The organism is Chryseobacterium panacisoli, assembly GCF_008274625.1.
Lineage (GTDB): Bacteria > Bacteroidota > Bacteroidia > Flavobacteriales > Weeksellaceae > Chryseobacterium > Chryseobacterium panacisoli.
This window is the reverse complement of record NZ_VTRU01000009.1, coordinates 104,414-118,279: the sequence shown is the minus strand read 5'-3', so window position 1 is coordinate 118,279 and position 13,866 is coordinate 104,414. Positions and strand designations below refer to the sequence as shown.

Annotated in this window: 10 protein-coding genes; all 10 read right to left on the bottom strand. The window is 32.2% G+C overall.

Going from position 1 to position 13,866, the window contains the following annotated elements:
• Positions 1-505: 505 nt before the first annotated feature.
• Positions 506-1,606, bottom strand: coding sequence for a glycosyltransferase family 4 protein (locus FW781_RS22025; protein ID WP_149389392.1), 1,101 nt, complete (start codon positions 1,604-1,606; stop codon positions 506-508).
• 726 nt (positions 1,607-2,332) lie between these two features.
• Positions 2,333-3,439: a right-handed parallel beta-helix repeat-containing protein gene (locus tag FW781_RS22020; protein WP_149389389.1), complete on the bottom strand. Its 1,107-nt coding sequence runs from the start codon at positions 3,437-3,439 to the stop codon at positions 2,333-2,335.
• Positions 3,436-4,521, bottom strand: a complete 1,086-nt coding sequence (locus FW781_RS22015; protein WP_149389388.1) for a glycosyltransferase — start codon at positions 4,519-4,521, stop codon at positions 3,436-3,438. Before FW781_RS22015 ends, FW781_RS22020 begins: the two co-directional genes overlap by 4 nt.
• A complete protein-coding gene (locus FW781_RS22010; RefSeq protein WP_149389387.1) occupies positions 4,496-5,809 on the bottom strand; it encodes an O-antigen ligase family protein in 1,314 nt (437 codons plus the stop codon). The genes FW781_RS22015 and FW781_RS22010 overlap by 26 nt, the downstream gene beginning before the upstream one ends.
• The gene (locus FW781_RS22005) at positions 5,787-6,806 is read right to left on the bottom strand and encodes a glycosyltransferase family 2 protein (protein ID WP_149389386.1); all 1,020 of its coding nucleotides are present in this window, start codon (positions 6,804-6,806) and stop codon (positions 5,787-5,789) included. The genes FW781_RS22010 and FW781_RS22005 overlap by 23 nt, the downstream gene beginning before the upstream one ends.
• Positions 6,796-7,791, bottom strand: a complete 996-nt coding sequence (locus tag FW781_RS22000) for a polysaccharide pyruvyl transferase family protein (protein WP_149389385.1) — start codon at positions 7,789-7,791, stop codon at positions 6,796-6,798. The genes FW781_RS22005 and FW781_RS22000 overlap by 11 nt, the downstream gene beginning before the upstream one ends.
• Before the next feature lie 2 nt (positions 7,792-7,793).
• Complete coding sequence (locus tag FW781_RS21995) at positions 7,794-9,203, bottom strand: lipopolysaccharide biosynthesis protein (protein WP_149389384.1); 1,410 nt, start codon at positions 9,201-9,203, stop codon at positions 7,794-7,796.
• Between the two features lie 38 nt (positions 9,204-9,241).
• Positions 9,242-10,534, bottom strand: a complete 1,293-nt coding sequence (locus FW781_RS21990) for a nucleotide sugar dehydrogenase (RefSeq protein ID WP_149389383.1) — start codon at positions 10,532-10,534, stop codon at positions 9,242-9,244.
• 21 nt (positions 10,535-10,555) lie between these two features.
• On the bottom strand, positions 10,556-11,524 hold the full coding sequence (locus tag FW781_RS21985) for an SDR family oxidoreductase (protein ID WP_149389382.1): 969 nt from the start codon (positions 11,522-11,524) through the stop codon (positions 10,556-10,558).
• 2 nt (positions 11,525-11,526) lie between these two features.
• A complete protein-coding gene (locus FW781_RS21980; protein ID WP_149389381.1) occupies positions 11,527-13,866 on the bottom strand; it encodes a GumC family protein in 2,340 nt (779 codons plus the stop codon).

Sequence of the window (13,866 nt, the reverse complement as noted above, 5' to 3'; positions counted from 1 at the left end):
CGGACGGGACTCGAACCCGCGACCTCCGCCGTGACAGGGCGGCATTCTAACCAGCTGAACTACCGGATCAATTTTTTAAAGTAAACTGACAAAACTTCTGCAATTCGGACGGAATCTTTACTTTTCAGAAATCCATACCCATCTGCATTAAGCAGCTCTCCTATTGAGAAAGTCATCCAACAAATCACTTTCGTAAACAATCTAAGAGCATTTGTTTTTTTAACTGGTGCAAATATATAGCTTTTTTTAGTTTTTCCAAAGGAAGCTATTCCTTTTCTTTTAAAGCTATTTGTAAAACACACATTTTCAAATATAAAAATTTCCTATATAACTGCTGTAGACAGCTTTTTAGCAGGTGATATTTAGAACATGTAAGAAAATCGATTATAAAACACACACAAAATCAACATTCTTATTATTTCAATATCTAATTTAAGATGATAAATTCACCGTACTATTCAAGCATTTTAAAATATAACTTAAAAATCATGCACTTTATTAAATCTTAAGCACGAAATTCTCTTTCTTTAATCAATTTTTTGTATTCGCTTAGTATAGCGTTCCAGATCACAGACTGCTCGAATCGATCTTCAATCATCGGTCGTGCATTCTTTTTTAAGGTCTGATAATAATCTTTGTCCGAGATCATTTTCTCCATTTCTACTCTAAGGCTTTCACTATCTTTTACTGGAACAATTACTCCGTTTTCGTTTTCCACAATGATTTCATTACAGCCATTGATATCAGAAACTATACTTGGCAATTCCATTGCTCCAGCCTGCATTACCACATTAGGGAAACCCTCCCGGTAACTAGGGAAAACCAGTGCATCAGAAATCGCAAAATAGGGACGAACATCTTTCTGAAAACCTACAGAGACAATATCCGGATTATTTTCAATTTCATTTAATGTATCAGGATATAACGGATCCAGTTCCTGTTCCAGCGGACCTACCAATAATAATTTTGAACGCTTCTGATTTTCTTGTTTATTTAAAGCAGAAAATGCTTTTATCAGTTCATTAATTCCTTTGTCTCCCACCAAACGCCCTACAAACACAAAAACAAAATCTGACTCTTCTATTTTCAATTGTTTTTTCAGAAGGGCTTTCTGATCTTCTGAAACTTGTTCAGGCGAAAAAAATGAAGTATCAATTCCGTTGGATGAACCATTTCCGATTACTTTAAGCTTGTACTTATCTGTATATTTATGCTCGATGATATAATCAGAAAGTCCTTTTGAGTTTGGATATACCTGCGTTGCGGAAGCATAGGTTAATTTTTCAACAAGATCTAAAACCTGACGTTTCATCCCTGTTACCTCCATCAATGGTAATCCTGCCACTGTATGCAGTCTGTGAGGGACTCCAGCCATTCTGGCGGCCAGCATACCTACAATACCTGCTTTAGGAGTATGGGTATGAACAATTTGAGGTTTCTCCTTTCTTAAAAGTCGATAAGTACTCCATAAGGATTTAATATCTTTAATGGGAGTAATCTTACGAGACATATCAATCGCTATTACGTCTATTTCTTCATCTTTTTTCACTTCATCCAGTTCCTTGCCTGGTGATGAAACGCCTATTACATCAAAATGTTCTGACATAAACCGATGCTGCCCTTTCAGTAGAATCTTTAAAGAAAGCGGCACTGTTGTAATTCGTACTAATTTAGTTTTCAACTTCTTTCATTTTTTTATTATTATTTCTATAAAACCTAGAACTAATTAATAAATTTTTCATAAATCTTTTGTGTGTTGTTGTTTTTACTCATTTATTTCTATTTCACTTGTTTGTGATTTTAAAAAAGACAATAGTATTTTTTATGAATCCCTGTTAATCCAAAATTTGTTTCAAAACGAATTTAGTTTTGGGTTGACATTGCATCATTTCTATCTAGGAAAATCATTAATTCTCCTATTTGCATACGTGTTTTTTGAGATTTAATAGCTTTGTAACAGGGATAGATGTGCATCATTTTTCACATCTTCGCCAGCTATTTATTGGTAGTTGAGTACATTTTTGTCATCTATTCTACATGACATAAATTCGATTAGATGATTGATTTCATTAATATTTTAATTTACTATTTCTTTATCGTCATTAAAGAAAATACAATTCTTAATTATTTTCAGTTTTCAAGTTTCATAAACAATTTCTTACATTTTTAATATTTCTAAGAATATTAAAAAATTTTCTCAATTTTTAATTTTTTTTTAAGCAATTATACCATAAGCAAAAATCTTTCCATTATTACTTTTTTGGGAAAAATTATTATTTATAGAGTAAGTATACTTTAACATTACTTTTTCTTTATTTCAAAATAAAAATAATTATTGATTGTATTTAATCTTTTGTTGCGAAAATTTTTGCAAATCAGTTACTATTCCTTTATTATCTTTATGATCTGATTTAAAATCAGTTACCTTCAAATTAATATTATCTAAGGATGAATTCTTATATAAGAAATTAAATGGTACTTTGTTGTATTTTAAGTCAATACCTGAAAAAACAATATTCCCCATCAATTTCTTTTTAGAGTCATTTTTCTGATTAGAATAGGAAATTCCGCTTTTGGAATAAAAGTCTTTGTAGTTTTCAATGACTACATTAACGTTGTTTGCGTCACTATCCCCTCTTAATCTAGCTAAATAAAAGGCAAGACCGCTCACCTCATTATTATATGTTACAATTGATTTTAATGAAATATTTACTTTTTTGTTATCAGGAGTATTGGGCTCTATATCTATACCTGTTTTAGGATTAGCTCCATTTGTATTTGAAACTACTAAATTCTGCAATAAAATATTGTCACCGCTTATAACAGAAATTCCGTTTCTTCGGTTATTATCAATAAGACCTCCTATTACAGAAATATTATTGGAGAAACCATTTCCTCCTATATAGATTCCATCTCCCCAGCAGTCTTTGATTACAGGATTATAGATTTTTATATTTACGGCATCTTTAATATTTATTCCCATACCCCATTCTCCTGTTTTCCCCATATGAACAGATCGGTCTCCTATAATATTAGGGTTATATATGCTGACATTTTTCTTTCCTGTAATATCAATCATAGCATATCCCTGATTATTGGATGCTTTCAATTTTAATTGAGATTTGTCATCAAATAACAAAGTAGAATTATCCTTTAGTTGAAGTCCCTTATCATTGATTAAAACAGGAAAATTAGGTAACAACACCGTTGCATTTTCGTTGATTGCTTTTTGAACATATACTGTATAATCTTCTGATCCGTCCTTTTTATAATTATTTGGCAGAAGTTTTACAACTTCAAAAGATTTTGTTTTTAAACTATTGAAAGATGAAGTGACTTCAGCTTTTTTAATATAGGTATCGGGAACATCTTTATAACTAAATTTGCCCTGCGCACATGATAGATTAACTATAAGTAAAAAGATTAATAAACTTCTCATAATGTATAATATATTTCACGATAATATTTAGCGATTTCTTCAATAGAGAAATCTGTTGATCTGGAAAAACATTTTTCAGCAGTTGTGTTATAAAAAGATGAATTTGAGTATAAATTTTTAACTATTTCAGCTAAATCCTCCTCTTTCCCTCTATCAAATAATATTCCATACTGTGAAACGACTTCTGAAAGGCCCGGCACATTTGAGGCAACCACAGGCTTATTACAAGCCATACCTTCTACTGCTACGATGCCAAATCCTTCATAGTGTGATGACACAACTACTACATCGCTCATTTTGATGAGTTCAGCTATATTAGCCTGATTACCTAAGAAAAAAGCTCTGTTTTCCAACCCATTCTTTCTAACGAGTTCATTACAGTTTTCTAATTCCGGCCCATCTCCTACGAACATCGCTTTTACATGAGAAGGTAACAATGTAAGTGCTCTGATCAGGGTAGGCTGGTCTTTTGCAGCTCTAAAACTTGCAACCTGAATTAATAAAAAATCTTTGTCTGATAGATTATACACAGTCCGGGAATAAGCTTTTGAATTATAAAACCTACTCAGATTGACTCCGTTATTGATGACCTTCATTTTTGCTTTAAATTCAGATCCTAAATGTTGAATCAGATTTTTTTCTGTGGATTCTGAAATACAGATGATAGAATTTAATTTAGAGTAGATAAATTTTTCTATTCTTTTTAAATACCATTTAGATCTTCTGTTATTTTCTGTACTATGTTCAGTAAATATTACTTTTTGTTTTCCGGAAAATAAAAGTTTGTATAATACCCCCCAGTATAATGTAGGAAATAAATGTAAATGAATAACATCCGCATCTGCCACTATCTTATTTATAAAAAAAGGGATCCGAATATCATAAAGGCTTTTTGAAGGAATTGCTTCAATTTTTATTTTTCCATTACTTTCTACTTCTTTTTTTAAAGACGTATCAATATCGTCTAATAATAACAAATGTATTTCGTCTGAACCTCCCTCAGATAATTCAGTACAAAGGTCAACTACTAACCTTTCTGCACCGCCAAACCTTAAACTATTTATGATATGATATACTTTCATTATTATTGAGTGTTCCGATAATTAGAATAAGTGGAATAACGATATAGTGCGTATTTATAAATGATGCATGGAAGTTTCCTCCAACAAGCATTAATAAAAAAAGAAAAAACAAAATTGGCTGCTTTTTTAAACCTTTAAACCACACAACAATTAGAAATAATAATAGCAGTAAGGTAAAAATAACACCATACTGTACAAGAAAATCTAAAATAAAATTATGGGGTAACATAGATTTTGATGTCTCACTAAAGCCCAAAAACCTGGCACCAAACCAGAAGTCTTTATAAAAATAGTTGAGGGCATTCAAATAGTTATCTAAACGTCCGGAGTCATTGGATAAATTAGTTGTTCTATTCAAAGAATATATATATAATATGGTCTTAACCAGGGGAAACCCTACAATTAATGATACCACAATTATTTTTATATTCCTCAGGTATATAAGCAGAAAGAAAAGGGCTATAAAAAGAGCTGCTATACCGGATCTTCCAGAAGTTAATACACTGGTTCCTATAGTAAAAAGCAAGAAAATGATACTCAATTTATAATTAATGATATATTTCTTAGTCAATAATCCATAACATAAAATCAAAGAGGCGCTTGATAAATAGATAGATGAAATACTATAATCATAAAAAAGACCAGCAAATCCAGTTCTGGATTTACCAAATTGATTCTGAACACCCAGATAATTTATTCCCAGAATTTTCAAAGACAGGTATTGGATTAATACCATTAAACCTGCCACGGATGCTGCGAAAACATAGAACTTCATCATCGAAGAAACAGTTAAGTCAGACATTCTTAACTTAATTAACGCTATTATAATTATTAATAAAAACAACAGTGTTTTTATCAATGTTTCGACTAAAATTTTCGGATAATTGGACTGATTAAAAAAATAGACACCCAAACAAAACAATAATAATCCCAGCCCCAGGACTTGAATGAGCTGGTTCTTTTTTGAAGAAAAGTTACTTGCCAGTAATACACAGATAAATAAAAACTGAATGATAATAAAAAGGCTGAAGAAGCTGCTTCCCACTAAAGGGCTGAAACTGAAAGGTAAAGTTAATATTAAACAAACAGTAAATGCTTCATTAACGGTAGCCCTTTTACGTATACGATTAAAGTAAAAAAGAAATAACAGAATAGATAAACCACCTACTACTATCTGGTTTAAATTAAACATATATAATATTGAAATCACAAAACATATTGATATACCTATAAGGTAATCAGATTTTGTGAATTTATCTATAGTATTATTTATTTCCAATCTTTTCATTTATCAATTCATATATTCCAAAAAAAGTTAATTTACTTAAAGCTAACTTCATTAACTGAGTAAATGGCAACCTTTTTAAGTTAAATAATAAAATTTTAAGATATCTTTTACCTAAAACACAATTAACATTGAATTTATTATTCGGATAATTTGATTTTAGTTCTAAAGAAAGTTTCTTAAAAAAGGAAAGAATAAAATCCACAGAAAAGTCTTCAAAACTGATATTTCTAATTTTATCCGATAAAGACAGAATATAAATAAAATCTAATTCTTTTTGATCTAAAACAATATTCTGCTGCTGTAAAGCAAGCTGCTGAATATTAGATATTGTTCTCTTTCTCTGTTCTATCTGGCTGGCTCCAACATTAGTCTGGCTATTGGGTGTATCTCTATAATACAACAAAGGCATTCTAAAATTGTACCCTTTACCATATTGCAGAATTTTGATCCACAATTGATAATCTTCGGCGTACTTATAATCCTTTTCGAAAAAAAGATTATTCTCTTTAATAACATCCGCCCTGAACATTACTGCCGGATGGGTAAAAGGTGTACTGAAAATTGAATGTATTCTAATTGATGTATCATCAACCGGAAGTACACTAAGGTGAAAATGAGAAATAGAATCGGCAAATTCCTTTCTGGATGAACTGCAGATAATATATTCCGGATTCTTTTCCATGAAATCTATCTGCATTTGAAAACGGGATGAATGGCATATATCATCAGCATCCATTCTGGCAATATATTCACCTTTTGATAATAAAATCCCTTTATTCAAAGTTTCTATTAACCCTAAATTCTTTTCATTTTCAATGTATCTTATCCTTTCATCATTATAGCTTAGTATAATTTCTTTTGTGAAATCTATGGAACCGTCATTAATAACCAACAATTCAAAGTCTTTAAAACTTTGTGCAAGTATACTGTCTACCGCTGTTCTAAGATACTGTTCAGCATTATATGCAGGTAAAATTACCGAAATTTTAGGACTCATTCTTTACATAAAGTTTAACATTATTAAAATTCTTCAGCCATGCATCGTAAAAATTTTTACTTTTCCCATAAACATTATCTAAGATAACAACCTCTTTATCCAATAAGATACTCAGGATTAAACCGTGTAAACGGGTTGTATATACTTTATGATATTGATTGATGAACTCCTTTCCGCGGTTGATATGCAGATCCATCCCATTCTTCTTTTTTAACCCATAGGCGTTATCAATTATTAAAGAAGAAGCAGGCAAATGCTTGATGATTTTTGAAAGTTTGCCGTCCAAAGCTTCTACATAATTGGTGATGGTATTCATTCTCTTTGAAGAAGAGTTGTAAGTTGGCCAGTCTTTTATATCATATTCACCTTCAATCACATTTTGAAAAGAATCTTTACTTGCTTCTGCATCAGTTCTGTTCAGATATAAATTTTTTCTCGTTTCAGGAGAATTGGTCTTGATATCAGCATCAAAATCTAAAAAGAAAGCCATATCCGGTGCTAATTTTAATTTTTCTTCATTAAAATTAGCTTTCAAAGTATCATATGAAGGCTGGTCTCTTACTAATACGTGAAGATCAGGATGATTGTTGAAAATAGCAAAATCTCTTTTCAGATTGGCTTCGCTATTATAATGTACCGTTTGAGGCAGAACAATAACCCTGTTATTGGGAAAGTTTTCAATGATGAATCTTTTAAAACTTTGACTTGATTCATAAATATCACCAAAGTTTCCTCCTCCATGCAGCAGAATAACTGTCTTCTCAGATTTTATATCACTTTTTTTGAAAGTATATCTATTGTATTGTCCAATACATTTATGTACTAATGTTTTAAAAAATTCTAATTCTCCTTTCCAAATTAAAGAATCTCCAATATTTCTATGATTAGGTATATCTAAAAGAATAAAATCATTATCAATGAGTGGAGTAAGCTGAGTAGATATTATATTTTTTAATTGTCTTATATTTTCTTTATTGGAATTCATATTTATTTTTTTAGAGAATTTAATTTATTAAAGACTTTTTTTAAAATATCTTTATTAAAATAACCGAAAAGCAATAACGACAATACCGTTAAAGATATTGAAATTAAATGACTACTATTTATGTATAACAATATAATTATACTAAAAACTACCAGCAGCTGTATGATGAAAGACTTAATATCTAGATCCAGTTTTAAAATCTCAGCAGTCTGTCTGTATCTTATAACAAACATAACAAAGAAACTGACAAATGTACCTAAAGCAGGTGCATAAAGGCCGATATACTTTATAAAAGCCATTGAAATAAATACATTCACCAATGCTCCTATCACACTTGTAATAAAAATCCCCTTCGTTGATTTGGTTTTCAAGTAAATAGCACCTAAAAAGCCGGAAATCGATGAAAAACAAGAGCCTATATACAGGAGAGTGGCATATTTCCAGGATTCATAAAATTTTGAATCAAACAGAACTTCCGTAATCAACGGAGTAGCCGCTATTAAAATGGTTGATAAACCAATATTTACAGCGATATATTTATTAAAAAGCTTTGAAAAAAAAGGATTATTGGGGTCGTTTCCGGAGATTGCCATATCCTGCCAGGCCAGCATAAAGACGGTATTAAAAATCGTCAGAATAGCGGGAAGCCTTGCAGAAACAGCATAGATACCATTGTCTTCTATTGTTAAAAATTTTAAAATAATATATCTGTCTGATGCATTAATAACCCACCAGCTTATGGAGTTCAATATTAATGGAAGGGAATAAAATAGAATCTGCTTTTGTAATGAGTAGTTAATTTTTATACTAACATATTTCTTAAACAGAAAGCTTACTTTGAACAGCATCAATAAAATTGCAATAAAATTACTGATAAAAAGAGCATAAAAGATCCCCTGTACCTTATCATGAAATATATCCGTCAGTAAGAAAAGCAAACTAAAAGAAAATATAAAAAAACTATTTATAATTCCTATAAATGAATAGTATCTCGTTAACCCCAACCCTCTTAATATCTGCTGAAAAAAAGGCAATAAACATGCGCTTATAATCAGCAATGACAATTCTTTCTGGTAAGGAATATGATAGAAAAGCCCGGCAAGGTAAAGTAACAGTTCAAAGCTGATAAAAGAAATTATTAACAGAACACTACATTGCTTAAAAATAGTATCAATATAATTTTCTTTTTCGTTTTCTTTATCCAGAAACCAGCGATAAATGGCCTCATTCATCTGCAAAGAGACAAAAGGGACTAATAAATTGACACTTGTCAATACTAAGTCATATTCTCCTAATTCTTTTCTGGAAAGGTAGTAGGAATAAATAGGAATTAATAGAAAAGATAAAATCTTAGATCCAAAATTACCAACGGTATATATTAAAGTACTTTTTAGTAAAGTATTGCTATTCATTATTATAGTAATAAATATTTATTTCAGTTCATATTTATTTATAATCTTGAATGACTTTCTTCTAAGATTCCTTTTACGTCATAAATTATTCCATTTTCTTTTAAATGATTTTTTAAATCCAGATCATTGAATTGTTTATGTGCAACGGTAAGGATAATAGCATCATATTTTTCCTGTGGAATTTCATTCACGACCTCCAATCCATATTCGTGTTTTACTTCATCAGGATTCGCCCATGGATCAAAAGTGGTTACTTGTAAAGCATAGTCTTCAAGCCCATGAATTACATCTACCGCTTTTGTATTACGTACATCCGGGCAATTTTCTTTAAAAGTTATTCCTAAATTCAAAACTGTAGCACCATTGATGGTCACCTTGTTTTTAATCATAGTTTTCAATAGCTGAGAAGCGACATACTGTCCCATGGAATCATTAAGACGGCGTCCTGCTAATATGATTTCCGGATGATATCCTTTTTCCTGAGCTTTCTGAGCCAGATAATAAGGGTCTACACCAATGCAGTGCCCTCCTACCAATCCTGGTTTGAAAGGTAAAAAGTTCCATTTGGTTCCTGCAGCTTCCAATACTGCGTGAGTATCAATATCTAAAAGATTGAATATTTTTGCCAATTCGTTTACAAAGGCAATATTAATATCCCTTTGTGAATTTTCAATTACTTTGGCAGCTTCTGCAACCTTGATTGTTGGAGCAAGATGAGTGCCTGCAATGATTACAGACTTATATAAATTATTTACTATTTCCCCGATTTCAGGTGTTGAGCCCGAGGTAACTTTTAAGATTTTTTCAACGGTATGTTCTTTATCACCAGGATTAATACGCTCAGGAGAATATCCTGCAAAGAAGTCCTGGTTAAATACCATTCCTGAAACTTTTTCCAGAACAGGAATACATTCTTCTTCAGTAGCTCCTGGATATACTGTAGATTCGTAAATCACAATATCACCTTTAGACAACACTTTTCCTACAGTTTCTGAGGCTTTATACAGCGGAGTAAGGTCAGGACGGTTATGTTGATCCACTGGAGTCGGAACAGTAATAACGTAAATGTCTGCATCCTGAATATCTTTGATATCAGCCGAACAATATAATCCTTTTGCTGCTCCCTCATTAAAAGGGTTATTCTGAATTAATACAGATTCCAATACTTCATTTTCCACTTCCAGAGTACTGTCTACCCCTGTGTTTAATTCTGCAATCCTTTTCTGATTAATATCAAAACCTACAACCGAATATTGTGTGGCAAACAACCTGGCTAAAGGCAAACCTACATATCCTAATCCTATAATAGCAATTTTATGTTCTTTCTTCATAAAGATTCAATTAAAAAATGTTTACTTTAAATTTGTCCAATACCAGTTAATAGCTTCTTTTAAACCTTTATCTATATTGTGGCTAGGTTTATATCCTAATAATTTTTCTGCTTTTTCAACGGATGCCAGTGAGTGTGGGATATCTCCTACACGGTTCGGACCATGAACAGCATCAATGTTGGCAATCTCTCCATCAAAATCGCTAAGATATTTTTTAAGATATTCAATCAGATCATTCAATGTTGTACGATCACCCACTGCTGTATTATAAACTGTATTCACTGCATCTGGGTTTTCAGTAAGCATGGCCAGCTCATTCATCTGAATTACGTTGTCAATATATGTAAAATCACGGGAAAAATCACCTGTACCATTAATTTTTGGTGATTCGTGGTTGATTAGTTGTTTTATGAATAAAGGAATCACTGCAGCATAAGCTCCGTTGGGATCCTGTCTTCTTCCAAATACATTAAAATACCTCAAACCAATGCATTCCAATCCATAAGTTTTTCCAAATACATCTGCATACAATTCATTGACATATTTAGTAATGGCGTATGGCGATAATGGTCTTCCAATAACATCTTCTACTTTAGGTAATGATGCAGAATCACCATATGTGGATGAGGAAGCTGCATACACGAAACGCTTTACTTTGGCATCACGGGCAGCAATCAGCATATTTAAAAATCCTGAAACATTCACATCGTTACTTGTAATAGGATCCTTAATTGATCTGGGAACTGAACCGAGGGCAGCCTGGTGCAGAATATAATCTACATTTTCCACCGCCTTCTGACAAATTTCCAAATCACAGATATCTCCTTCGATAAGCTGATAGTTTGGATTTTCAAGGAAAGGTTCAACATTATGACGGTGTCCTGTTGCGAAATTGTCTAAACAAACAACGTTATAACCTTTATTTAAAAAATACTCTGTTAAGTTAGAACCGATAAAACCCGCTCCACCTGTAATTAAAATTTTATTCATTTTTATGATTTGAAAATTTTACTCCACCAACTTTTTTTATCATTTGTTTGACTGTAGCCATATCCATAGCTATAGTTATATCCGTAACCTCCTGCACGTTTTGAAACATCATTAACAACAAAAGATACGTTTTTCAACTTAGAGTCTTTCACCAGATCATTAGCAAAATCTATCAAAATATTTCTTGATACTCCTGATCTTACAACATATAGTGTTGCATCTGCTGTATCAACAATACTAAGAGTATCTGAAACCAGCATAAGTGGAGCAGAGTCAATAATGATATAACTATATTGAGAAGACATATCCGCAATAAGCTTTTGATATCTTCCGTTAGAAAGCAGCTCCTGAGGGTTAGGAGGAATTGCTCCGGCATAAATAACATCACATGAAGGATTGGTAGTGGATGTATGGATAAGTTCTTCCACGTTTACAGAATTATCATATAAATATTCTGTAAGACCTTTTCTTTTGGTCGGCTCACTGTCATATCGCTGAATCTGAGGGTTACGAATATCTGAACCAATCAGAAGCGCTCTTGAATTTTTATTGGCAATGGTAAGCGCAAGATTCACAGATACCAGGGTTTTCCCTTCTCCTTTTACGGATGAAGTTACCATAATTACTTTAGCAGAATCTTTTACAGGCAAAATAAATTTAAGATTGGAAACAAGAACTCTGAAAGCTTCAGCCAGCTCCGAGAAGTCGTTTTTCTGTATCAAATGGTTTTCATTATCCTTAAGCGAAGGGATATCTACCAATACACCCAATTCTGAACGTTCTTTAATATCATCTCTGGTATAAATCTTATCATCCATCATGAAAAGGAAGTATAAAACAGCAAAAGGAAATAATACCCCAAGTAATATAGCTCCTAAAAGGATAATATCTTTTTTAGGGGATACAGGTATATCTTCTGTAAATGCAGGGTTTACAATTTTAGCTTTCGGTACATTTACCGAAAGATTGATTGCGTTTTCTTCTCTTTTTTGAAGAAGGAATAAAAACAATTGCTCTTTAAGAGTTTGCTGACGCTCGATTCCCCTATAGACTTTAGACTGCCCGGGAACTTTCTGAATCATACTGTTGTTAGTATTGATCTGGTTCTGCAGCTGAGAGATACCTGTCTGCACCGTTTGCTTCTGCTCACGGATATTATCACGGATCACTTCTTTTAAAGAGGCTATTTCCCTGTTCATTTCTATGACAGCAGGGTTTTCGTTAGTAGCCTGCTTAAGGGTTTTATTCCTACTGATAATCAACGAGTTATACTGAGATATCGTTTGTTCCAGTGAAGGATTCAATCCAAGATTGGATGGCATAAGCTGGTTATTGCCTTTTGAAGCCTCTCCTGAAAGTGAATTCAGAAGATCCAGCTGAGCCTGCTGCTGAAGAAGAACTTTGGTATTATCACTGGTGTTCTGTAATGCCAGTTCGGCCTGTGCCTGAATGTCCACAATACGGTTACGGTTCTCGAAATCTTCTTTTTGGTTTTCTACCCCTGAAAGGTCTTTGGTAATCACTTCCAGTCTTTTATCGATGAATTCCTGAGTATTCTGTGCTTGTAAATTTTTATCTTTCTGACCATCCAGATTATATTGCTTAGTAACCTCATTAAGAATAGCCTCCGATTTTTCAGGAAGGGTTCCTATCAGGTTAATCTCCATTAGCATGGCTTTTTCATCTGGTAAATTTACCTCTATCTTTTTTTCTAATTTTTTTACTTTCTCAATAGGATTCCAAAAAACTATTTTATATTTTGATTTAAAAGGAAAAGCAGAATTTCTATGGAACATCACGATTCCAAAATCTAAATTCAGGGGTACATTGAACTTACCCTTAAAGGTTGCTTTTTTTTCATTCTGAAGTGTAAATTCATCTCCCTTTAAGTCTATCATTGTATATTCAGAAAATTTAAAATTTTCATTATTATTATATGATAATACTTTTGCAACAACTGGAATTTTGCTAAATAGTTGTGAATCTTTAATTTCTCCTGTATTGAAATATTCCACACTGAGATTAAGGTTTTTCACTACCTCCATTAGAATAGGTCGTGAGGTGACAACAGCTCCCTCACTTTTCAGCTCATCAGCATTCCCTAGGCCCATACCCAAATTCTCCAGATCAGACAATGCCGAGGAAAGATTATTTTGTTTTTTATCAAATTTAAGAACCGTTGTCGATTGATATTGAGGTACACTATATCTAAGATAAATATAAGCACTTATTACAAAAAGTAAAATGGAGGCAATAAACCATGGCCATTTATAAAGGTATTGAGAGATAATTTTTCTTAGATTCAAACTATCTTCCTTTTCCTGAAATTCTATCTTCTGCAT